We start from the raw sequence: 18,053 nt of genomic DNA, 5'->3' as shown, positions 1-18,053 counted from the left end.
ATGAGTGACTACTACGACGCGTTCGAGATGAGTCCCGTGCCCGATGCCGGCCCGGATGCGGTTCCGCCGGAGCCGTTCCGTGGCATCTATGCGATGCCCGCGTTCGTGACGATCCCCACGAGCGACCTGGCGGCCTCGACGGATTTCTGGGTTCGTGGGCTCGGGTTCATCGAGCTGTTCAGCATTCCCGGAAGCGTTGTGCATCTGCGGCGATGGGCGTTCCAGGACGTACTCCTCGTCCCGGCGGAGGGCGTGCCGGGGCATGCGGCGGCGATGAGCGTCAGTTTCGCGTGCGTGCTGGGTCAGGTCGATTCCGCGGTCGAGGCGTGCCGGGCGTTGCGCCCGGACTCGGTCGACGGTCCACGGGATACGCCCTGGAACACGCGCGACATCACGGTGATCACCCCCGAGAACGCACGGGTCGTTCTCACTGCGGCGAAGCCCTTTGATCCGGCCAGTCAGGAGGCGCGGGACCTCGCAGCCGTCGGAATCACCCCGCCGGGCACCGGTCGCGGCGACAATGAGGAGCATGCCTGATGCCACTGAGACCGATGGCCTGACCGTCGGTGAGGTCTCGACGCGTCTGGGCGTGACGGTGCGTGCGCTGCACCACTGGGACGAGGTCGGCCTGGCGCGACCGTCGCTGCGCACGGCCGGCGGATACCGGCTCTACACCGCTGCTGATCTCGAACGCCTACAGCGCATCGTCGTCTACCGTGAGCTCGGTCTCGGCCTGGACAGGATTCGGGCCATCTTGGACGACTCGACCGCAGACGTGCCCGGCGCATTGCGCGCACAGCAGACCCAGATCGCCGAACGGATCGACCGCCTCCAGCAGTTCAGCGCCGGACTGGAGCGGATGATCGACGCCCACGAGCGCGGCCTGCTGCTGACCACCGAGCAGCAGGCCGCGATCCTCGGCCCCCAGTGGAACCCTGACTGGCCTGCCCAGGCCCGTCAGCGCTACGGAGACACGATCCAATGGCAGCAGTACGCCGAACGCTCTGCCTCGCGCAGCCCGGAGGAATGGCAGGCCATCGCCGACGCCATTGCCGACCTCGACCGCGGCCTCGCGGATGCGATGGACGCCGGCGTCACATCCGGCAGCGCGGAAGCGAACCAACTGGTCGAGCGGCACCGTGAGGTGTTCGCGTCGTACTTCCCCCTCACCAGGCAGATGCAGGTCTGCCTCGGCCGCATGTTCGAGTCCGACCCGGGCTACGCCGCCCACTACGACAGCCTCCACCCCGGCCTGGCCACCTGGTTCCGCCAATCCATCGACGCGAACGCCCGCAGCCACAACATCGACCCAGACACCGCAACCTGGCAGTAGAAACGGGTTACGCGACCAGACGGATGGCCAGGGCGGCGATGAGGGTGGTGGAGGCCAGGGCGGTGAGTAGGCGGCCGAGCTGGCCGGTGAGAGCTCGGCCCAGTAGGGCTCCGCCGGAGGCGAGTAGGAGTTGCCAGGTGGCGGAGGCGACGAACGCGGCCAGGACGAAGATGACGCGTTCGACCACGGCTGGATCGGGCGAACCGGATCCGCCGAGGACCAAAGCGGCGAAGTAGATCACCGTCATCGGACTGAGCAGAGTCATCCCGAGCATCCCGAAGTACGCCGTACGCCCGGCAACCGGCATCTCCTGGCTGATCCCGATCAGCCGGTGCGCGCGATAGCGGCGTACCGCCCTGATGGCTCCCATCGCGGCGAGACCCAGCAGGACCACGAGCGAAACCCACCGCAACGGCATCACGATCGGCACGAGCAGCGGCGCCAACGCGGACCCCGCGGCCGCGGCGACCAATGCGTAGATGCCGTCAGCCGACGCGATCCCCAACGCGGCACAAGCCCCGACCCGCAACGAACTCCGCGCACTCAGCGCCACGAGATAGGTCCCCACAGGCCCGACCGGCATGGCGATCCCATACCCGGCCAACAGCCCGGCGACCAACGCCGCGGTCACGACTGACCGAAGCTGGATCCTCCCCAACGACCGGCCTGCTGCTGAACCCGAGCCGCCGATCCGGCCCCCAGGTTCAACAGCAACACACCCACAGTCGTCGTAGTCATGCGCCCAATCATGAGCACCCCCGCCACCGCCCTCAACCCATTTACAACCCGTTGCCCACCACAACAATCCCCGAAGTCATAGGATCGGCAGCCATGGACCCAGCGCCGTACCGCCAGATCCGCGCGCTCTACGACGACACCACTATCGCCGTCTACCAGGCGTACCCACCCGAAATCGCCGACCCCGCACTCGTCGCCGGCACCTTCGTCCCACCCTTCAGCCTCACCCGAATGACCTGGATCAAGCCCTCGTTCCTCTGGACGCGTCAGAGCAAGCCTGGCGCGCAACCCTCGCCACGTCTCCCGTCCGCATCCAATGGGACCCGGAGCAGACTCTCGACCTGAGACCCGAGCCCAACATCCGCTCCATCCAGATCGGCCTGTCTCCCGACGCCGTGCATCATTACGTCCGGGACTGGATCACCGCCATCGACGACGTCACGCCGGCCATGCACCACATCCATCAGCTTGCGCAGATCTCTCCGAGCGGAGCCCGATTCGAGCTCCCCGAGGAGCGTCCGTACCTGTTGGACCCAGCGCTCGCTGCCCGGATCGGGGCGTCGGTGGTTGGGTGTTGACAGTTAAGTCTATATAGGTAGACGTTGAGGGGTATGGGGCGGATTCGGCGGCCTTCTGGGCAGACGTTGGCGGTGTTGTGGGCGCTGGCGGAGGAGGCGTCCGCGTGGGTTCATGGGTATGAGTTGTGCCGGGCGACCGGGCTCAAGGCGGGCACGGTGTATCCGATCCTGATCCGGCTCGCCGACCGAGGGCTGCTTGATGCGCGCTGGGAGGCCGACCCGCCGCTCGGACGCCCGGCACGTCACCTGTATCGGCTGTCAGCAGACGGCGCGCAGTACGTCGCCGGCCTCCGACGCGAAGCCGCGAAACCCAGCCGCACACCAAAGTCCCAGGCAGCGGGTGCCTGACGATGAAGGCAGCCGTGGCGGCCGGCATGGTCTTGGTGACCCCGTGGCCTGGCCGCGGCCGCGATCGTCTACCACTCGGCCCGAGCCCCGCCTCCGGCATCCCCGACGGCAAGCCGCCGTACAGGACGCGCTGGGCGGTCTCACGTTCTTCTTCCTCCTCTTCACCACCCCCTGGGTCCGTGGAGACGGGGGCTCTGGGGAGCCGATGATTACCGGCTGTGGATCACGGGAAGTGACCCTGGGGTGTGGGTGAGCGCGGGGTCGCCTACGATCTGCGGAAACGGAGTCAGGATTCGTTCGGAATATGGTCCGCCCGCTGGCGGGTCTGCCACCAAGAGTGTGAGGGTGTGGCTCATGAACATCGGTACTCGGAAGATCGTCGTCGACGAGGCGATCGCCCAGCTACGGCTGTACGCCGAAACGAACGGCGCCGTACTGCGGTACTACGACGGTCTGCCGGGGATGACACTGGTCGGTGGCGCCGAACCGAACCAGGTGACGCTGTCGGACCTGGGGCGGATGATGGTGATCGGCGCGGACCTGCGGGCGCAGGACATCCCGTGGCTGCTGGAGGTCGAGGCGGAGAAGGAGTTCGCCGCGATCCCGGTCGACGCGCGGCTCGAGGACGCGGCGCCGGGCAGTGACCTGTTCGAGGCGGCGATGGCGCTGGACGAGAAGTTCTCCGGCCACCGTGGCTTCGGCCAGGCGAAGAAGTCGAAGCTGCTGCACCTGAAGCGGCCGTTCCTCTATCCCGTCAGCGACAGCTTCATCCGGATGACGTACACGAACGCCGCCGCCGGTGCCGAGTTCCTGTCCGCCGTCCACCGCGATCTGGTCAACCCGGCCAACATCCGCGACTTCAAACTCCTCCAGGTCCGGCTGATCGCCGAGCCCGCCACCTCGGCCGCGCGGCTGCTCGGCGAAGCCCCCACCCTCCGCCTCCTCGACATCCTCGCGTCACTGCTCGGCGAGGCGAAGTAACGACCTCACATCACGCCGAGCCGTGCCAGCGGCTCGACCAGTTCGCGCTCCTCGTAGGACAGATGCGAGAGCAGCGTGTCGTCCAGGAGATCGACTGCCGCACGGAGATCGTCGAGGTCGCCGGAGCCGTCGACCAGAGCGACGAGCGCCTTGTCGACGCCCTCGAGGACGTCGTGAATGATGAGGTGCTCCTCCTGCAAGCGGTCCACGACCGGCACGAGCTCAGGGTCGGCCCGACGCAGGTGCGGGAAGAGTGAAGCGTCCTCGATCGAGTGATGCGTGGTGACGAGCCGGCAGTAGGACTCGCAGTACGTGCCGAGGGTCCAGTTGTTCTGCCGCATCGTCATCGTGTTGATGTGCGACCGCGCCTGCCCGACACCGAGCGAGCCTGCGGCGACCTGCTCGACCAGGTCGCGGATCTGCTCCAGCTCGGCCCGCAGATGATCGTGCACCTCGATCAGATGCTGACCCGACGAGAGCTGGTACGGCGTATACGTCCGGGACGGATCCAGCGCCGGACCGGTCGGCCGGTCCGACTCGTCCAGCAGCTGTACGGCGCTCCGTCGTACGGCGGGAGGTGGAGTCGGTACGACGGTGAACCCATCAGACCGCTCCGGAGCAGCTGCCGTCTCGACGCGCCGGCCGGTGGAGCGTGCGGCTTCGACGGACTCGCGGACGCCGGCGGCCACCTCGGCGAAGCGGCGGATGTCATCGGGGTCGTCGGAGCCGAGGATGTACGTGCTCATCCCCTCGCCCAGCGTCAGGTCGGTGAGCTGGTCGATCCACACCTCCTCAGGCCCTTGCAGGAAGCCACCATTCCCCTCGAACCGTCCGGACAGGTTGTACAGACGCCGTACTGCCGCGGGATCGCGGCCGGCATCCACCGCGGCCTCGTCGATGATCTTGTTCATCGCGGCCAGTTCGTCGGGCCCGGCGTACGCGCTGGTCGGAAGCCAGCCGTCGGCGAGCCGGCCGGTGACGGCGAGCATGCGCGGCTTGTAGGCACCCAACCAGATCTCCACATCGTGGGCGGGCTGCGGGCCGCGCTTGGCGCCGGCGACCGGGTAGTGCTTGCCGGGCAGCCGGATGCCACCGCCGGTCGGAGTCCAGACCTCGCGCATGATCGCGATGGCCTCCTCCAACGCGGCGATGCTCTGGCCGGTGGTCAGGCGCGGGCCGGCGTTGGCGGCCACGGCGTCCAGGAAACCGCCGGCGCCGAGACCGAGCTCGACGCGGCCGCCGGTGATCAGGTCGAGCGTGGCGACGCTGCGGGCCAGGACGACCGGGTGGCGCAGCGGCAGGTTGGCGACGTTCGTCGTGACCTTCACGCGCTGGGTCTGCGCGGCGACGACGGACAGCAGGGTCCAGGCGTCCATCAGACGCGGCTGGTACGGGTGGTCCTGGAAGCTGACCAGATCGAGGCCGACCTGCTCGGTCAGCTGGGCGAGCGCGATCACCCGCGCGGGATTGTCGACCGTGGGGGTCAGGAACGTGCCGAAGACCAGCTCGTGGCCGTAGTCCATGGTTCACCTTGCCTGTGGGGATGGTTCGTCGACAGCAAAACTACTTCGCTGCGCAAATAATCTCAACCACAGATCATCTAGTGGGAAACTGGATTACAGCAGCTGGAAGGCCTCCTGTGGTGTGAGGACGGCACCGGAGGCGTACGCCTGCGCGTACGCGGCGTCGCCCAAGACAGAGCGCACGGTCTCGATGGCGCGGTCCAGATCCGTGAGATCGACAGTGGCCGCCAGTTGCGGGTCGGTGGCCCGCGTTGCGGCGGCGGCGCCCAGAAGTTTGGCCGCGACCGTCTTGTCGGGCAGACACGCAGCGATGCCCTCCAGCGCCCAGCACATGCTGCGGAGCGAGTCGTACTCGGCGGAGATCCGGAAGGCCTCCTTGTGCGACTCCACGGCCTCGGCGTACTCGCCGCGGAGCTCGAGGAGGAACCCCAGCTCCTCGAGGACCATCGACAGGTAGAGCACCGGCTCGTTCTGCAGGCGGGCCGCGTCGACCAGCGCCCGCAACCACCGCTCGGCCTCGTCGAGGTCGCCGCTGCGACGGGCAGCGAAGCCGAGCACGATCTCGGCCAGTGCCTGCGCCGCGCGCTGTCCTTGCTCTGTCGCGAGCCGCAGAGCGCGCTCACCTTGCGACCTGGCGGCGTCGTAGCGTGCTTGCCGTATCGACGTCCAGCCGAGACCGCCCAAGGCCGAGGCGACCTCCGGCCAGAGCCCGAGCTCCTCGGCCAGCTGAACGCCTTCGAGTTGCAGGCGTTCCGCCTCGTCGAAGTCTCCGGCGCGCTCTGCACGCGCACCGAGCCAGCTCAACGCCTGCAGCATGCCCCACCGATCCCCCAACGACCGGAAGATGCGAGCACTCTCCGAAGCATCCGCGTGCATGGCAGCCAGATCGGATCGCACGTGTGAGTGCTTGGACCGGGACGCCAGCGCGGCGGCCACACCCCACTGGTCGCCGTCGGCTTCGAAGCTCTTCAAGGACCGCTCCAGCAACGCCAGAGGGGTCGCCAGGTCGCCCACATCGCTGCCTGTGTGGGCGATCCACCACTGTCCACGTGCGTCGGCCGTCTCAATCCATCGGTCCCGTTCGCCCGGCGCTCGCGGGTCGCCCTGCAGGTACAGGAACCCGACCCGCCAGGCCTCAACCCGCGGAGAACCCGGCACCGCCTCCAGGGACCGCTGAGCCTCGGCCAGCCGTCCACGCAGGAACCAGTACCAGGCCAGCGCATCCACCAACCGCTCACCCAGATCCAGCCGCCCGACAGCCACCGCCCGGTCCAGTGCGGTCCGCATGTTCGCGGCGTCCTCGTCCAGCAACTGCAACCACCGGCTCTGCTCCCCGCCGTACAGCTGCGGACGAGCAGACTCGGCCAGCTCCACGTAGTAGTCCAAGTGCCGCTGCCGCACCCCATCCAGCTCACCCGCAGCACGCAGCTTCTCAACGCAGTACGCCGCCACCGACTCCAGCAACCGGTACCGCGGCCCCTCCACCCCATGCACCGGTACGACGAGCGACCGGTCCACGAGACGGATCAACACATCCAGTACGTCGGCCTCTCCACACACCGCCGCCGCAGCCTCCGCCGTACATCCATCAGCGTGTACGGCGAGCTGCCGCAGGACGGACTGCTCATCCGGATCGAGCAGCTCCCAGCTCCAGTCGATCATCGCGAGCAGGGTCTGCTGACGCGGCGCAGCACCGCGGTGCCCGGTCGCCAACAGCCGGAACCGGTCGTCCAGCCGCGCCACCAGCCCACGGACCCCGAGTGCGCGTACCCGGGTCGCAGCGAGCTCCAGCGCCAGTGGGATCCCATCCAGCCGCCGGCACAGCACAGACACGTCGGCAACAGTCTCAGCGGACAACGTGAAGTCACGAGACGCTGCAGCCGCGCGAGTGACGAACAACTGCACCGCACTGCACTCGCCCACCGCCTCGAACCCAAGCGCAGGCGACGGCACCTCCAGCGGCGGCACCGTCCAGACCACCTCACCGGCCAGACCGAGCGGCTCACGGCTGGTCGCCAGCACCCGAAGGCCCGGCGCGGCCGCCAGCAGCCGGTCAGCGAGCTCAGCGACCTCCGCAACGACCTGCTCGCAGTTGTCCAGCACCAGGAGCCGCGTCCCCATGACAGCCGCCAGCCGCTCAACCACAGCGTCGGCAGGACCGGCGCTGTCCCGCAGATCCAGGGCCGCTTGCACCGCGTCCGTCAGTGCGTTCCGCACCGAGCGAGCAGCAGGCGTCACAGCCGCCAGCTCAACCAGTAGGACCCCATCCGGGAAGCGCTCCGCGACCGACGCAGCAGCCGCCAGAGCCAACCGTGTCTTGCCGACTCCTCCGGGCCCGGTCAGCGTCGCCAGCCGTGAAGACTGGAGGGCCGAGCTCACCTCCGCCAACGCCTCCGAACGCCCGACGAGCTCGGTCAGCTGCGCCGGAAGGTTGGTCCGCGCGTTCGGCAGGTCCTGCGTCAGGATCGACTGCTGCAGAGCCACCAGCTCAGGACTCGGGTCCAGCCCCAGCTCGTCCAACAGCAGCTGCCTCAGGTGCTCGTAGCTCTCCAACGCCTCACTCTGGCGCCCGGCCCGATACAGCGCCCGCATGTGCGCGGCCCGCAACCCCTCACGCAGCGGATGCTCCGCAACCAGCACGGACAGCTCACTCACCGGCACGTCAGCACGTTCGAGCGCAGCCAACCGCTGCTCGGTGAGCCGCGCGACAGCCGTCTCCACGAATGCCTCGTCGGCAAAGTCGGCGTACGCCGGACCACGCCAGAGGGCGAGCGCCTCGTCGAGTCGGCCGGCGTCGACCCGCTCCGCGAACGTCAAGGCGTCGTACGACGAGCTGCCGACGGTGAGCGAGTAGCCGGCCGGACCGGACTTGACCAGGACCCGGCTGCCGGGCTCCGCGTCCTCGAAGGCACGGCGGAGCTGCGACACCTTGGCGGACAGCGTGCCGGACGGGTTGCCGGGCAGGTCCGAGCCCCACAGGTCGTCGATCAGCCGGTCCGCCGGGACCGGTCGGCCCTCGTGGACGAGGAGGTCCGCCAGCAGGGCGCGCACCTTCAGGCCTGGGATGGTGACGGGCTCCCCCGCGTCCGTCCAGGCGGTGACCGGTCCGAGCACCCCGAAGCGCATGGCCGCACCCTATCTTTCCGCCCCGGCCGGCAGTGACCGGAAAGAAACCGTAAACGGGATCCGGCAGAGTCTGGAGCACCGGAAAGGAGGCAGGACAATGCGACTGGCAGTGATCATCGGCAGCACCCGCAACGGCCGGTTCGGACCGACCGTCGCACACTGGCTGGCCCGGCAGGCGGCCAAGCAGTTCGAGGTCGACCTGGTCGACCTGGCCACCGCCGCTCTGCCGGCGACACTGCCCGACACCGACGACGAGACGCCGGCGGAGGTCGCCGTACTCGCACCGAGACTGGCCGCCGCGGATGCGTTCGCGGTGGTGACACCGGAGATCAACTGCAGCTTTCCGGCACCGCTGAAGACCGCACTGGACTGGTATTACGAGGAGTGGCACGCCAAGCCGGTCGCGATCGTCAGCTACGGCCGGGAGTCCGGCGGCCGATGCGCCACCGCGCAACTGCGGCAGGTCTTCACTGAGCTCCAGGCCGTCACCATCCGCAACACCGTCGCCCTGCCCTGCTACTGGGAACAGTTCACCGCCGACGGTGGCTGGCCCCGGCCTACCGCCGGCTACGAAGCCGGCGCCAAGATCATGCTCGACCAGCTCGTCTGGTGGGCCGAAGCGCTCCGGGACGCGCGCCTGAAGCGTCCTTACCAACAGTAAGAAAGGGAAAGACCCATGAGGAAGCTGATCGAATCCACCTTCATGACCCTGAACGGCGCGATCGACAACCCGCAGAACTGGAGTACGCCGTACTGGGACGACGAGCACAGCGCCTACTCGGTGGCCCTGATGGACGGGGTCGACGCCCAGGTGCTGGGCCGGGCCACCTACGAGGCGTTCGCCGAGGCCTGGTCGCAGCGCAGCGGCGACCCGTACACCGACGCCTTCAACGCGATGCCGAAGTACGTCGCCAGCCGCACGCTGAAGGAGACGACCTGGAACGCCCAGCTGCTCGAGGGCGACGCCGCCGAGGCGGTCGCCCGGCTCAAGCAGACCGAGGGCGGGAACCTGATCAAGTTCGGCACCGGCTCCTTCTCGAAGACGCTGCTGGAGAACAAGCTGGTCGACGAGTACCACTTCTGGATCTTCCCGGTGGTGGCCGACGGCGAGACCATGTTCCAGGGTCAGGGCGTGGACATCACCCACCTCGACCTGCTCGGCACCACCACCTTCAAGTCCGGCATCGTCGTGCACAAGCTGGCTCCGAAGGCCTGACCGCTCCACTCGCATCCAGCCGGCTCACCTGCCAACGGTGGCCGGCTGGATGCTTGTGCGCGCATTTCGTGGGTACCGGTCCGGCTTCGGGGATGTGAGGCGGCGCTGGGGACCGCCTGCCGCAGGTCCTCGCGATCGGTTTCGCCAGATCGCAGGTCCGCACAGTCGAATCGGACTGGAGGTCTGATGGGTACCGTCCTGACTATCGTCGTGATCGTCGTTGTTCTGCTCGCGGCGGCCGCGCTGTTCTTCGCCTACCAGCGCAGACGCTCCGGCGAACTGCGTGAGCGGTTCGGACCGGAGTACGAGCGCAGTGTGGAGGAAACGGGCGATCGGCGCAGCGCCGAACGTGAACTGCGTGGGCGTGAACGCCGGGTCTCGCAGCTCGACATCACGCCGCTGAGCCATGAGTCCGCCGAGGCCTACCGGGTCGAGTGGGCGCAGGTTCAGCAGAGCTTCGTCGACCAGCCGGCGGCCGCGGTGTCCGACGCCGACCAGCTGGTACTGCGGATGATGCGCGAGTCCGGCTACCCGGTCGACGAGTTCGACCAGCGCGTGAACGACATCTCGGTGGAGCATCCGGAGGTCGCGGCGCACTACCGCGACGCCCACCGGATCGCCGTCGCGCAGGAGCGCGGCGAGGCCGACACGGAGCAACTCCGCCAGGCCGTCACCGCCTACCGCTCGCTGGTAGAGGCCCTGCTGGCCGACAGCGACGACGTGACCGCACGCCGGCGCGTGCAACCGACCGATGCCAAGGAGCAAGCATGACCATGCACGACGACCGCCGCATGAACGAGCCGACCGAGGACGATCGCCTGATCGGGACGACCGATGACGACCGGCTGATGAACGCCAAGCCCGTCGACGATCGCCGCACCGACGACATGACCGACGATCACCGGGCGGACGGCACGACGGACGACCGCCTGATGGACGACACCACCGACGACCGGCTGATGGACGACACGACCGACGACCGGCTGATGAGCGGCGACGGGCGTACGTCGGCGACCCGTGAGCAGGCCGTGGACGCGCCGGCGACCGACGAGCCGTTGCTGGCCTCGGACCTGATGGTGGACTACCGAAGCCGGTGGGAGGTCATCCAGCAGGGCTTCGTCGACGATCCGCGCAATGCGGTGAGCGAGGCGGACAACCTCGTCGACGACGTACTCAAGCGCCTGTCGGAGTCCTTCGAACGCCAGCACCAGGGCCTGGAGAAGCAGTGGTCCGACGGCGAGCCGTCGACCGAGGACCTGCGCTCGGCGCTGCAGAAGTACCGCGCCTTCTTCCAGCGGCTGCTCACCCTCTGAGCCGAACCGGCCGGCGCCGTACGACGAACCGTCGTACGGCGCCGGCCGTTCGTTGCCTAGGGCACGATGTTCTGGTTCAGATGGAACAGGTTGCCCGGGTCGTACTTACGCTTGACCTCGACCAGCCGGTCGTAGTTCTGCTTGTAGTTGTCGCGGATCCGCCCCTGGTCGTCGTCGGCCATGAAGTTGATGTAGCCGCCCGGCTCGGAGTGCGGCGCGATGTCGTCGTAGTACGACCGCACCCAGTCGATGTTCGCCTCGTTGTCCGCCGCGTCCGGCCACATCCCCGCGATCACCGTCGCGAAGTTGGCGTCCCGGTAGGCGAAGGCGGTGCCGTCCGGGGTCACCCGGTGCACGGCCCCGTCGATCGGGTAGATGTGCACGGTCGAGTGCACCGACGGCAGACTGGGTGCGTGCCGCAGGTGCGTTTGGATCGCCTCGTCGGTCAGCTCGCGGACGAAGCTCGCCTTCCAGTAGTGCTGTAGTCCCATCGGGTAGAGCGCGTCGAAAGCGCTGTTCAGCGCCGGGTACGGCATCGGCCCGACGTGTTCGGCAACCACCGGCGCGAACTCCCGGAACCGCGAGATCTCCTCCTCGCCACGGTCCGGATCGCCGGCCCAGCACCCCACGATCAGTGCGAAGTGGTCGCCGTGCCGATCCTCGGGAATGAACGGCAGCGGCGGGGCGATCTGGAAGCCCGGGAACCCGCCGAGCTGCTCTGGTGCGTCCCCGATCATGTCGCGGAATCCCGCCACGACCGCTGTCGCGTCCGACAGCTCGAAGAACATCGGGCCGCCGTAGATCATCGACACCGGAGCCAACCGGTACTCCAGCGCGGTGACCACGCCGAAGTTTCCGCCACCGCCGCGCAACGCCCAGAAGAGATCCTCGTGGTCCTTCTCACTGGCGACCACGAACTGCCCGTCCGCGGTCACCACGTCCGCCGAGATCAGGTTGTCGCAGGACAGCCCGAGTCCGCGGGCGAGGTACCCGATTCCACCGCCGAGGGTCAGTCCGCCGATACCGGTCGTCGACACGACGCCGCCGGTGACCGCGAGCCCGAAGGCGTGCGTCGCGTCGTTGAGATCACCCCAGGTGGCGCCGCCGCCTGCCCGCGCCGTCCGGGTCGCCGGGTCCACCCGCACCCCGCGCATGGCGCTGAGGTCGATGACCACACCGTCGTCGACCGTGCCGAAGCCGGGGACGCTGTGCCCTCCGCCCCGGACCGCAAGGTCGAGTTCGTTCGTTCGCGCGAAGTCGATCGCGGCCATCACGTCGCCGGCGTTCTCACACCGCACGATGACCCGCGGATGCTTGTCGTGCATGCCGTTGCGAACCCGGCGCCCCTCGTCGTACCCCTCGTCGCCTTCGGTGAAGATCTGCCCGCGGGTGCGTTCCCTCAAGTTGTCGATCGTGCCCATGTCGGCTCCCCGGCCCGTCGTCGCTGTGTCGCGGAGCGGCGCGCGTGAACAGCACGGCGCCGCACAGACCGGTCGTCACCGTCGAGCGTTGCGCGAAACCTCACCCCAGAGAGCGTCTGAACCCCCGACGAGCAGCCGGTCCTCCCCCAGACCCGCCCGTTCGACCCCGAGCCTGCCTCCCCCGCCGACTTTCGTCAATGCCTGGAATCCGATGTCAAGGCCCACCGGCCAGGTCCGACCAGACGGTACAAGCAGAGACCATCTGGAGGACATCATGCGGAAGATCATGTACTACGTGCACCAGTCGCTGGACGGGTTCATCGAGGGACCGAACGGCGAGTTCGACTGGGCCGAGCTCGGTCCGGAGCTGGGCGAGTACTCGATGGGGCTGACGGACCGGGCCGACACCTTCCTGTACGGACGGAAGGTCTGGGAGCTCATGTCGTCGTACTGGCCGAACGCCGAGACGATGAACCCGGACGAGCACGCGGTCGCGTTCGCGCCGGTCTGGCGTACGACGCCGAAGGTCGTGCTGTCGACCACCCTGGAGAACGCGGACTGGGACACCCGGATCGTCCGGACCGCCGAGGAGATCAGGGCGATCAAGGACGCGCCGGGCAAGGACATCCTGCTCACCGGCAGCGCGACCGTCGCCGCCGCGTTGACCGAGCTCGGGCTGCTCGACGAGTACCACGTGATCGTGCACCCGGTGATCCTTGGTGGCGGCAAGCCCGTCTACCAGCCGACCGGCCGCCGCACGCTGCGCCTGGCCGAGACCCGCGCGTTCGACGGACGCACCGTCCTACTGCGGCACGACCTCGTCTGACGCCTGCTGCAGCGTGGTGAGCAGCCGGCCCTGGGCCTGTTCGAGATGGTAGGCGAGATGCTCGGCGGCGGCATCGGGATTCCCGTCCTCGATCGCCTTGAGGATGGCGGCATGCTCCTCGGCCACAGTGGTCGGCGCAGCCTTCCGGTGGGCCTGGTACTGGCCCATCGTCAGGTGCACCTCGCCGATGATCAGCTCGTGCATCCGGGACAGCCGCCGGCTCCCGACCGCGGCGACCAGAGCCGTGTGGAACGCGATGTCCGCCTCGACCTGATTCTCGAACAGACGGTCGCGAGCGGCGTACTCGATCGCCACTTGCGCACGGGCCGCGTCGGCCGGCACCTCGCCGGTCGCGGCCAGCGCGGACACCGCCGCCTTCTCGATCGTCATCCGGCTGAAGAACAGGTCCCGGATCTCGGCCTGGTCGAGCACCGGGACGACAGCCGTCTTGTGCGCCGTACGCCGGAGCAGGCCGAGTGCGGTGAGTCGCTCCAGCGCCGCCTTCGCGGTCGGCCGGGCCACGTTGTACTCGCCTGCGAGCCGGACCTCGGTGAGCTTCTCACCCTGCGGGATCTCGCCGTTCACGATCCGCTTGCGAACCGACTCGTACAGCGCATCGGTCAGCGAGGACGGCCCGAGCTCCAGGCGCGCTTCGGTACTCACTGCACCCCCTGTGGAATCCAACTGGTCAGGCAAGTGTACGGGCGTGGCACTAATATCCGGCGGACTTGTCGACGACGTTGTGCAGCGGTTCGCCACTCACGAAACGACGCAGATTCTCGGCCACGATCTCCTGGCTGCGGCGCCTCGTACCGGTGCTGGTGGCTCCGTTGTGTGGCGTGACGATGACGTTGGGCAACGACCAGAACGGGCTCTCCGGCGGCAGCGGTTCCACGCCGTGCGCGTCCAGCCCGGCTCCCGCGATCTGTCCGGTCCGCAACGCCTCCAGCAGGGCGTCGTCGTCCGCGATCCCCCCGCGGGAGATGCAGATGAAGTACGCCGACGACTTCATCCGCGCGAACGCGTCCCGATCGAACACCCCTGCCGTCGCGGGCGTCCGTGGCGCGGTGACCACGACGAAGTCCGACTCGGCCAGCAGCTGGTCGAGTGAGCACAGCTCGTCGACGTTGGGCGATGGTTGCTCCGGGCGCCGACGTACGCCGAGGACGCGCATGTGGAAGGCCTTGGCCTTCAACGCCAGGTCGAGGCCGGAGTTGCCGAGGCCGTAGATCCCGACGGTGAGTCCGGCCAGCTCGCTGTGAACGAAGTGGTCCCAGCGATGCTCCGCCTGGGCGCGCATCCAGCGCGGTACGTCGCGGTTCAGCATGAGCATCAGCAGCAGCGAATGCTCGGCCAGTGAGATGCCGCCGTTGCCCGCACTCGACGTCAGCACCACCGGCGACGCCAGCATCTCCGGCGTCAGGTCGGCGTCGACACCGGCTGACGGACTGTGCACCCACCGCAGCTTCGGCGCCTTCGCCAGCACATGCGGCGGCACCCGGCCGATCACGGCCTCCATCTCACCGAACAGGTCCGACGCATCGTCGAGGGAGTCGACGAAACGCAGCTCGGCGCCGGCGGCCGCCTCGACGTACGCCGGCGACTCTTTGCCCACTACAACGATCCTCATCACTTCAGCCCCGTGGTGGCGATCCCGCGGATCAGGTACTTCTGCGCGACCGCGAAGAAGATCAGGATCGGAACCAGTGACAGCAACGACATCGCGAACAGCATGCCCACCCCACTCTGGGTCTCGGAATCGACCATGGAGTTCAGCGCCACCGGCACGGTGAACACCTGCGTCCTGGTCAGGTAGATCAACGGTACGAAGAAATCGTTCCACGTCCAGATGAACGTGAAGATCGTGGTGGTCACCAACGCCGGTCGCATCAGCGGCAGGACGACGTACCAGAAGGTCAGGAACGGGCCGGCACCGTCGATCCAGGCGGCCCGGTCGAGCTCGCGCGGCAGGGTCCGGATGAACTGCACCATCAGGAAGACGAAGAACGCGTCGGTGGCCAGGAACTTCGGGATCAGCAGCGGCCAGTAGGTGTTCACCAGGTCGAGCTGGGAGAAGAAGATGTACTGCGGGATCACCAGCACGTGGAACGGCAGCATCACCGAGGCCAGCGTGATCGCGAAGTACACCCTCCGCATCCGGAACTGCAGCCGGGCCAGCGCGTACGCCGTCAACGAGCAGGAGAACAGGTTGCCGGCGATCGACCCGAGGGTGACGATCAGCGAGTTGACGAAGAACACCGAGAACGGCCGGTTCAGCGCATGCCAGCCTTCCTTGAAGTTCTCGAACGTCAGGTCGGACGGGATGATGCCCGGCTCGGTCAGGATCTGCTCGGGCGGTTTGAACGCGCTCACCACCATCCACACCAGCGGATAGATCATGAACGCCACGAAGACCAGCAGCCCGGTGTGCTTCAGGACCGACCGGAACCGGCCCTGCCGGACCGGCGCCGGGCTGCTGATCACCTCACCTGCGGTCAGAGTCGCCATCAGCTGTCTCCGTAGAAGACCCAGTACTTCGAGACCAGGAAGTGCAGTGCGGTGACCACGGCGATCGCCACCATCAGCACCCAGGCGAGCGCGGACGCGTAGCCCATGTCGAAGGCAACGAAACCCTGCTGGTACACGTACAGCGTGTAGAACAGCGTCGAGTTCGCCGGCCCGCCAGTGCCGCCGCTGATGATGTGCGCCTGGGTGAAGGTCTGGAACGCACCGATCGTCTGCAGGATCAGGTTGAAGAAGATGATCGGCGTGAGCAGCGGCACCGTCACGTGGGTGAACTGCCGCCACACTCCGGCGCCGTCGACCTTCGCCGCCTCGTACAGCTCGTCGGGGATCTGCCGCAGACCCGCCAGGAAGATCACCATCGGCGACCCGAACGTCCAGACGTTCAACACGATCAGAGTCGCCAGCGCAGTGCGAGGGTTCTGCAACCAGCTCTCGCCGTGGATCCCGATCAGTGCGAGACCCTTGTTGATCAGGCCGTCGTCGCCGAAGATCTCCCGCCACAGAATCGCGATGGCCACCGAAGACCCCAGCAGCGACGGCAGGTAGAACGCGCTGCGGTAGAACGCGAGTCCGCTCAGCCCGCGGTCGAGGATCAGTGCCAGCAGCAACGCGAAGCCGAGTTGCAGCGGCACCGACACCACGACGTAGATCAGGGTCACCTTCACCGACGCCCAGAACTGGTCGTCGTGGATCATCCGCTGGAAGTTCTCCAGCCCGGTCCACTCCGGCGGGTTGAGGATGTCGTAGTTCGTGAACGCCAGATAGAGCGACGCGAACAGCGGCACCGCGGTGATCAGCAGGAAGCCCAGCTGCCAGGGGATCAAGAAGACGTGCGCTGCCCTCCCCTGACGGTTGAGGTGGAACGCCGACCGTGACCTCATGCGGCCCGCTTGATCCCGGCGTTCACGTCATCGAGCAACTTCTTCGCGCCGTCCGGGACACTCGTCTTGCCGAGCGCGATCTCCTCGCAGATCCGTGTCATCGTCGTACGCCAGGTGCTCGATCCGGGCGGTGCCTCGTAGCGCGGCTTGCGCTCGGCGGCCCGCTCCTTCTCGACGACGGCCAGCATCTCCTTCTCGTCCGGGCTCGCGAACGCCTTCGCCTGCTCGGCCACCTTCGGATTCGTCGGTGCGCCCATGGTCAGGCGGACGGTCTTCAGCATCTCGGGGTTGTTCGCGTTGTAGTCGAGCACCTTGCCGGCCGCCTCGAGGTTGCCGTCGTCGATCCGCTGGTAGATCGCCATCCGCGGGAAGTACAGGTACTTGTGACCCGCCTCCGCGGTCGGCGCGATCGGCGCCGCACGCAGCCGGAACTTCTCCTTCGGGAACATCTTCGCGTCGTCGATGATGTGGTTGGAGTTGCCGAAGTTCACCAGGACCTTCTTCCCCACCTGGGCCCAGTCCGGGCCCATCCCCTCCTGCTCGCTGAGCGACAGCGCGCCGCCGGCCTTGCGCAGCTTCTCCCACCAGTCGAGCCAGCTCGCCAGGCCGTCGACGGTGAACCCGGCCTGACCGTCCTGGGTCCACAGCTGCTCGCCTCGCTGCCGCAGCCACGCCTCGAACGTCAGGTCGTGGTCCGGTGCGTACGGCGTACCTTTCCGCTGGCCGGGGTTGTTCTTGCTGTAGGCAACCAGCAGCTCAGCGAGGCTGTCCCAGGTCCAGCCCGCTCCCTCGGCCGGGATCGTCACCCCGTCGGCCTTGGTGACGGTCTCGTTGTAGCGGATCACCGGCGTGAAGATCGCGAACGGCAACGTGTTCAGCTCGCCGGCCAGCTTGAACGTCTCCTGGTCCTCCTTGCTGTAGTCACCCCAGTTCAGCGTCGGGATGTCGTCCAGCTTCCGGTACAACTTGCTCTTGTGGTAGGTCATCACCTGCGGCGACGCGATCCAGAAGATGTCCGGTACGTCGCGCGCCGCGATCTGGGTCGTCATCCGCTCCTGGAACGCGGTGTACTCCGCGAACTCCGGCTCGATCGCGATCGACGGGTTCGCCGTACTGAACTGCTTCAGCGCCTTGGTGTAGTTCTGCTGCCGGATGTTGTTGCCCCACCACGCATAGCGCAGCGTCACGTTCCCGCCATCACCTGACGGCCCACCGCCACTCCCACTACACCCGGCCACCGCAG

The 18,053-nt window shown here is 67.7% G+C and carries 18 protein-coding genes and 1 pseudogene; 10 read left to right on the top strand and 9 right to left on the bottom strand.

All coding sequences use genetic code 11. The features are described 5' to 3' along the window. Together ACGFH6_RS07270 and ACGFH6_RS07265 are read left to right on the top strand one after the other, a co-directional pair. Complete coding sequence (locus ACGFH6_RS07270; RefSeq protein WP_393381322.1) at positions 1–537, top strand: VOC family protein; 537 nt, start codon at positions 1–3, stop codon at positions 535–537. Further along, entirely contained in the window at positions 530–1,333 is an 804-nt protein-coding gene (locus tag ACGFH6_RS07265; protein WP_393381321.1) for a MerR family transcriptional regulator, read from the top strand. Before ACGFH6_RS07270 ends, ACGFH6_RS07265 begins: the two co-directional genes overlap by 8 nt. A 7-nt stretch (positions 1,334–1,340) precedes the next feature. On the opposite strand, the gene ACGFH6_RS07260 is transcribed toward ACGFH6_RS07265, so the two are convergent. Continuing rightward, positions 1,341–1,964, bottom strand: a complete 624-nt coding sequence (locus ACGFH6_RS07260; protein WP_393381320.1) for a LysE family transporter — start codon at positions 1,962–1,964, stop codon at positions 1,341–1,343. A 200-nt stretch (positions 1,965–2,164) separates the two neighbouring features. On the opposite strand from ACGFH6_RS07260, the pseudogene ACGFH6_RS07255 reads away from it, so the two are divergent. From ACGFH6_RS07255 to ACGFH6_RS07245, 3 genes and pseudogenes are all read left to right on the top strand, one after another. Continuing rightward, positions 2,165–2,649: pseudogene (locus ACGFH6_RS07255) on the top strand (DUF4291 family protein). 33 nt (positions 2,650–2,682) lie between these two features. Further along, positions 2,683–2,997, top strand: a complete 315-nt coding sequence (locus tag ACGFH6_RS07250) for a PadR family transcriptional regulator (protein WP_393381318.1) — start codon at positions 2,683–2,685, stop codon at positions 2,995–2,997. Between the two features lie 354 nt (positions 2,998–3,351). Beyond that, on the top strand, positions 3,352–3,978 hold the full coding sequence (locus ACGFH6_RS07245) for a DUF6308 family protein (protein WP_393381317.1): 627 nt from the start codon (positions 3,352–3,354) through the stop codon (positions 3,976–3,978). Between the two features lie 5 nt (positions 3,979–3,983). Here the strand turns inward: ACGFH6_RS07245 and ACGFH6_RS07240 are convergent, their stop codons facing one another. Beyond that, positions 3,984–5,501 carry an LLM class flavin-dependent oxidoreductase gene (locus ACGFH6_RS07240; protein WP_393381315.1) on the bottom strand — a complete coding sequence of 506 codons (1,518 nt, stop codon included), beginning with the start codon at positions 5,499–5,501 and terminating at the stop codon, positions 3,984–3,986. Between the two features lie 93 nt (positions 5,502–5,594). Continuing rightward, entirely contained in the window at positions 5,595–8,627 is a 3,033-nt protein-coding gene (locus ACGFH6_RS07235; protein WP_393381313.1) for a BTAD domain-containing putative transcriptional regulator, read from the bottom strand. A gap of 97 nt (positions 8,628–8,724) precedes the next feature. Here ACGFH6_RS07235 and ACGFH6_RS07230 point away from each other — a divergent pair, with 97 nt between their 5' ends. The 4 genes from ACGFH6_RS07230 to ACGFH6_RS07215 all read left to right on the top strand — a co-directional run bounded on the left by ACGFH6_RS07230 (position 8,725) and on the right by ACGFH6_RS07215 (position 11,156). Further along, complete coding sequence (locus ACGFH6_RS07230) at positions 8,725–9,288, top strand: NADPH-dependent FMN reductase (RefSeq protein WP_393381311.1); 564 nt, start codon at positions 8,725–8,727, stop codon at positions 9,286–9,288. A 15-nt stretch (positions 9,289–9,303) separates the two neighbouring features. Beyond that, complete coding sequence (locus ACGFH6_RS07225; protein ID WP_393381310.1) at positions 9,304–9,843, top strand: dihydrofolate reductase family protein; 540 nt, start codon at positions 9,304–9,306, stop codon at positions 9,841–9,843. Between the two features lie 186 nt (positions 9,844–10,029). Beyond that, on the top strand, positions 10,030–10,614 hold the full coding sequence (locus ACGFH6_RS07220) for a hypothetical protein (RefSeq protein WP_393381308.1): 585 nt from the start codon (positions 10,030–10,032) through the stop codon (positions 10,612–10,614). Next, a complete protein-coding gene (locus ACGFH6_RS07215) occupies positions 10,611–11,156 on the top strand; it encodes a hypothetical protein (RefSeq protein WP_393381306.1) in 546 nt (181 codons plus the stop codon). The genes ACGFH6_RS07220 and ACGFH6_RS07215 overlap by 4 nt, the downstream gene beginning before the upstream one ends. A gap of 56 nt (positions 11,157–11,212) precedes the next feature. On the opposite strand, the gene ACGFH6_RS07210 is transcribed toward ACGFH6_RS07215, so the two are convergent. Continuing rightward, positions 11,213–12,577: an FAD-binding oxidoreductase gene (locus ACGFH6_RS07210; protein WP_393381304.1), complete on the bottom strand. Its 1,365-nt coding sequence runs from the start codon at positions 12,575–12,577 to the stop codon at positions 11,213–11,215. A 274-nt stretch (positions 12,578–12,851) separates the two neighbouring features. Between ACGFH6_RS07210 and ACGFH6_RS07205 the strand changes: the two genes are divergently transcribed. Next, positions 12,852–13,403, top strand: coding sequence for a dihydrofolate reductase family protein (locus ACGFH6_RS07205; protein ID WP_393381303.1), 552 nt, complete (start codon positions 12,852–12,854; stop codon positions 13,401–13,403). Here ACGFH6_RS07205 and ACGFH6_RS07200 read toward each other — a convergent pair. The 5 genes from ACGFH6_RS07200 to ACGFH6_RS07180 are packed head-to-tail and all read right to left on the bottom strand — an operon-like array spanning position 13,380 to position 17,997. Beyond that, positions 13,380–14,066: a GntR family transcriptional regulator gene (locus ACGFH6_RS07200; RefSeq protein ID WP_360458422.1), complete on the bottom strand. Its 687-nt coding sequence runs from the start codon at positions 14,064–14,066 to the stop codon at positions 13,380–13,382. The two genes, ACGFH6_RS07205 and ACGFH6_RS07200, sit on opposite strands and share 24 nt — an antisense overlap. Positions 14,067–14,115: 49 nt before the next feature. Then, positions 14,116–15,033 carry a D-2-hydroxyacid dehydrogenase gene (locus tag ACGFH6_RS07195; RefSeq protein ID WP_393381301.1) on the bottom strand — a complete coding sequence of 306 codons (918 nt, stop codon included), beginning with the start codon at positions 15,031–15,033 and terminating at the stop codon, positions 14,116–14,118. Further along, positions 15,033–15,911 carry a carbohydrate ABC transporter permease gene (locus tag ACGFH6_RS07190; protein WP_393381299.1) on the bottom strand — a complete coding sequence of 293 codons (879 nt, stop codon included), beginning with the start codon at positions 15,909–15,911 and terminating at the stop codon, positions 15,033–15,035. The genes ACGFH6_RS07195 and ACGFH6_RS07190 overlap by 1 nt, the downstream gene beginning before the upstream one ends. Further along, a complete protein-coding gene (locus ACGFH6_RS07185; protein ID WP_131364335.1) occupies positions 15,911–16,810 on the bottom strand; it encodes a carbohydrate ABC transporter permease in 900 nt (299 codons plus the stop codon). Before ACGFH6_RS07185 ends, ACGFH6_RS07190 begins: the two co-directional genes overlap by 1 nt. Further along, positions 16,807–17,997 (bottom strand): ABC transporter substrate-binding protein, encoded by a 1,191-nt coding sequence (locus ACGFH6_RS07180; RefSeq protein WP_393381297.1) that lies wholly within the window; start codon positions 17,995–17,997, stop codon positions 16,807–16,809. The genes ACGFH6_RS07185 and ACGFH6_RS07180 overlap by 4 nt, the downstream gene beginning before the upstream one ends. Between the last annotated feature and the right edge of the window lie 56 nt (positions 17,998–18,053).

This window comes from Kribbella sp. NPDC049227 (genome assembly GCF_043197265.1).
Classification (GTDB): Bacteria; Actinomycetota; Actinomycetes; order Propionibacteriales; family Kribbellaceae; genus Kribbella.
This window is presented reverse-complemented; position numbering and strand designations above follow the sequence as displayed.

Bases quoted from the DNA above. Each gene is read 5' to 3' on its own strand.
- ACGFH6_RS07210 (WP_393381304.1), bottom strand. From the start codon at position 12,577: ATGGGCACGATCGACAACTTGAGGGAACGCACCCGCGGGCAGATCTTC.
- ACGFH6_RS07205 (WP_393381303.1), top strand. From the start codon at position 12,852: ATGCGGAAGATCATGTACTACGTGCACCAGTCGCTGGACGGGTTCATC.
- ACGFH6_RS07245 (WP_393381317.1), top strand. From the start codon at position 3,352: ATGAACATCGGTACTCGGAAGATCGTCGTCGACGAGGCGATCGCCCAG.
- ACGFH6_RS07240 (WP_393381315.1), bottom strand. From the start codon at position 5,501: ATGGACTACGGCCACGAGCTGGTCTTCGGCACGTTCCTGACCCCCACG.
- ACGFH6_RS07225 (WP_393381310.1), top strand. From the start codon at position 9,304: ATGAGGAAGCTGATCGAATCCACCTTCATGACCCTGAACGGCGCGATC.
- ACGFH6_RS07190 (WP_393381299.1), bottom strand. From the start codon at position 15,911: ATGGCGACTCTGACCGCAGGTGAGGTGATCAGCAGCCCGGCGCCGGTC.
- ACGFH6_RS07215 (WP_393381306.1), top strand. From the start codon at position 10,611: ATGACCATGCACGACGACCGCCGCATGAACGAGCCGACCGAGGACGAT.
- ACGFH6_RS07195 (WP_393381301.1), bottom strand. From the start codon at position 15,033: ATGAGGATCGTTGTAGTGGGCAAAGAGTCGCCGGCGTACGTCGAGGCG.
- ACGFH6_RS07220 (WP_393381308.1), top strand. From the start codon at position 10,030: ATGGGTACCGTCCTGACTATCGTCGTGATCGTCGTTGTTCTGCTCGCG.
- ACGFH6_RS07250 (WP_393381318.1), top strand. From the start codon at position 2,683: ATGGGGCGGATTCGGCGGCCTTCTGGGCAGACGTTGGCGGTGTTGTGG.
- ACGFH6_RS07185 (WP_131364335.1), bottom strand. From the start codon at position 16,810: ATGAGGTCACGGTCGGCGTTCCACCTCAACCGTCAGGGGAGGGCAGCG.
- ACGFH6_RS07270 (WP_393381322.1), top strand. From the start codon at position 1: ATGAGTGACTACTACGACGCGTTCGAGATGAGTCCCGTGCCCGATGCC.
- ACGFH6_RS07265 (WP_393381321.1), top strand. From the start codon at position 530: ATGCCTGATGCCACTGAGACCGATGGCCTGACCGTCGGTGAGGTCTCG.
- ACGFH6_RS07235 (WP_393381313.1), bottom strand. From the start codon at position 8,627: ATGCGCTTCGGGGTGCTCGGACCGGTCACCGCCTGGACGGACGCGGGG.
- ACGFH6_RS07230 (WP_393381311.1), top strand. From the start codon at position 8,725: ATGCGACTGGCAGTGATCATCGGCAGCACCCGCAACGGCCGGTTCGGA.